Genomic DNA, 2,676 nt, shown 5'->3' with positions numbered 1-2,676 from the left:
GCTCCCACGCTTCCCAACCCGTTAGCTTTAAATTCGGTAATCCAGCGCGGCCCGTCGAGAATTAGGTAGGTTTGCCGATCGTACACCCAAACTTCCACTCTTGAAAGTGGGATGGGCGTCCCGCCCGTCCTTTTTGGACGGGCGGGACGCCCATCCCACAATAACAATTAAAATTGTAAGTTATTTAATTCGCGATCCTATGTGAAAGTTTGGGTGTACGATCGGCAAACCTACCTAATTCTCGACGGGCCGCGCTGGATTACCGAATTTAAAGCTAACGGGTTGGGAAGCGTGGGAGCAAGTGTCGAGTTAGAGATTGCCTAAGGCTGTATGGAAGTCGAATTTGAGGCGATCGCCGTCGAAAGACAAACTCAGCGGGAAAGCCACAAAATAGACCTCTTGCAAAAGTCCTTTTCATAAATTTATAGGACGGGCTCTTCGGCCCGTCTCACAAGAAAAAACAACTCTTGTGGGATGGGCATCTTGCCCGTCCTAGTTATTTTTGCAAGAGGTCTAATAAGCGTTCACCGCCAAGTTTTACCCCCAGCCGGGCCAACCCAACTTTGCCTCTCGAAGGTTAACCCCAATTAACATCTCAGTTCATCGGCGATCCTGTGTGGTTAAGAAAAGCCTCTTGACCGAACACTATTAGAAAAAGCTGGATTTGGCGGCGAGAAATCTAGGGATATTCCCGGTTTCTCGCCCCGGGCGCGCAAGTAGTAGTCTACTTACCAGTCAACTGCCGAAACTTCTTCTTAAACTTATTCTTATACACGTAGATCGATCGCTGTAAATCCTCAACTTGCAACGACATCTCCGCCGCCAAACCCGTGCGGTTCCAAACATCCTCCTGACACTTGCGGCGGCAAAAATTCATCGGTTCCGAGTAAACTTTCCCACTAGATAAAGTTGGCTTCGGCCCGCACCAGTGAATCACCGTCCCCTGAGTGCGATCGCCCGCAGGTCCGCTTGACTCAACCGGAAACCGCTTTCTCAGCAAATCCTGGTCAAAATCCGGCACCAACAACTGCATATCCACATTCTGCACCCGCAGTTTGCCCTCTTGAGCGGCGCGGAAGACCATCAGGTTAAAAAAGCCCATGTCTCCATACTTAAATATCTCTGGATGTTCATCATTAAAATCCAGAATCTTTCTATACTCCTCTAAGCTGAAAACACCTCGCTTCCCAAAGAATGTGCCTGGACAGACATAGCGAGAGCGATAGTCTTGCCAACGAAAATCTGGAAAATACTTTTCGACTCCCGGAATGTCAAAGAAAAATTCCGTGATATCCGCATCCGAGTAATCGTGACTAGGCTGGTCAATAATAAAGTCGAAGTCTTGAAAATTAGCCAATTTGAGGACATCTCCCCAAACAATTGTATCTGCATCCATCACGAGAAAATTTTGCCAAGGACTTTCCCAAAAGGGAATCATATGACTTTTTCCCCAACCAAAGCTTCTTTTTCTCAGAAGTGGCTCAGAGACGCTATCGTGATTAATGACGCGCACTCCGTAAGCTTTTTCTAGGGGAAGCACGGAAAACGTACCGTCAATCAACAGGCAGATGGGAACATCTCCCAGGAAATATCGGATGCTAGCACAGCAACCCTTTGCAAACAAATAATCTTGGTCACAGCAAGCAATAATAACACCAAAATCTTCCATAAAACCTCACTTTTTTACTAATACCAGTTACCCAAAATAATCCAAGTGTAGCCAAGCTCCAAACCTTTATGTCATCAGTTACTCCCAATTCTTTAAGCGAAAATGGTATAACTTGCTTACCCCCAGCGTTTGGGTTTTTTGTTCTGACAGCAGATCTATTTTCGAGTTTTGCATTTTAGCCAGCTTAGCACTAAACTCCTCCGAGCGCCCGCCGGCAAAAACATCGCTAAAACCGCTAGGAATCTTCGATATAGTTGGTCTGTCAAGCAACAGAGCTTTCCCTGCGCCAACAGCGGGTTAAGCACTACCAATTGCAGCCGCACTCAAGCAACAAAAAAGTTGTTTTAATTGAGCGGGAAATTAAACCCGCCGACGGGCGGTATCAAAAATGGCGATCGCCCAGCCAAGTCTCGACTGCTGGGGGCATCAGAAAACCAAAATTGGTCAAGTCGGAAATTGGCCTGTTACGAGGTAAATTTACCAGCCTTGATGCCTCAGTTCCCGACTCCTGGCGGGGGAAATAGCCCCTTAGAGGCCGCAGGTTTAAAGTTAGGTTAAAAAGCTTGACACAACAGGAGCGAAAGTTGTGTAACGGATGCGACAAGCAGCCACAATCCTACCTATAACTGTCTGTTAAGTCGGGCGTAAGCGAGGACTCTGGGCAGTTGTCAGTTTGAGGCAGATAGTGGTGGCTCCCGTACAATCCGTTGTTGATCGCCCTGGGAGCAACTCCAGCAAATCTGGCGATCGAGAGATGAAATTAGCAGGTGATGGTACAGTCAACCGTAAAGTACTGAACCCCGGGCAGCAGCAGACACAGCCGAACCGGCTTCCCAAGTATCAGACAAGGCAGTGCAAAGCAGCCAGACAGAAGTTGCTGGGAAAATTGAAGTGCCAGCAGTCGCCAGCACCCCAGCTACTAAGTATCGCTAATTAAATAACTTACAATTTTATTTGTTATTGTGGGATGGGCGTCCCGCCCGTCATTTTTGCACGGGCGGGACGCC

The 2,676-nt window shown here is 47.8% G+C and carries 4 protein-coding genes; 3 read left to right on the top strand and 1 reads right to left on the bottom strand.

The genetic code is table 11. From position 1 onward, the window contains the following. The first annotated feature begins 201 nt into the window (after positions 1 to 201). On the top strand, positions 202 to 324 hold the full coding sequence (locus ACUVJL_RS22785; RefSeq protein ID WP_445247919.1) for a hypothetical protein: 123 nt from the start codon (positions 202 to 204) through the stop codon (positions 322 to 324). Positions 325 to 724: 400 nt separating this feature from the next. On the opposite strand, the gene ACUVJL_RS22780 is transcribed toward ACUVJL_RS22785, so the two are convergent. Continuing rightward, positions 725 to 1,669, bottom strand: coding sequence for a hypothetical protein (locus ACUVJL_RS22780; protein ID WP_445247918.1), 945 nt, complete (start codon positions 1,667 to 1,669; stop codon positions 725 to 727). A gap of 254 nt (positions 1,670 to 1,923) precedes the next feature. On the opposite strand from ACUVJL_RS22780, the gene ACUVJL_RS22775 reads away from it, so the two are divergent. Both ACUVJL_RS22775 and ACUVJL_RS22770 read left to right on the top strand, forming a co-directional pair. Then, positions 1,924 to 2,193, top strand: a complete 270-nt coding sequence (locus tag ACUVJL_RS22775; RefSeq protein ID WP_445247917.1) for a hypothetical protein — start codon at positions 1,924 to 1,926, stop codon at positions 2,191 to 2,193. Positions 2,194 to 2,357: 164 nt separating this feature from the next. Next, entirely contained in the window at positions 2,358 to 2,606 is a 249-nt protein-coding gene (locus tag ACUVJL_RS22770; protein ID WP_445247916.1) for a hypothetical protein, read from the top strand. Positions 2,607 to 2,676: the final 70 nt, after the last annotated feature.

Source organism: Microcoleus sp. OTE_8_concoct_300, assembly GCF_031383065.1.
Classification (GTDB): domain Bacteria; phylum Cyanobacteriota; class Cyanobacteriia; order Cyanobacteriales; family Microcoleaceae; genus Microcoleus.
The sequence above is the reverse complement of the archived record's forward strand: the minus strand, read 5'-3'. Positions and strand labels throughout refer to the sequence as shown.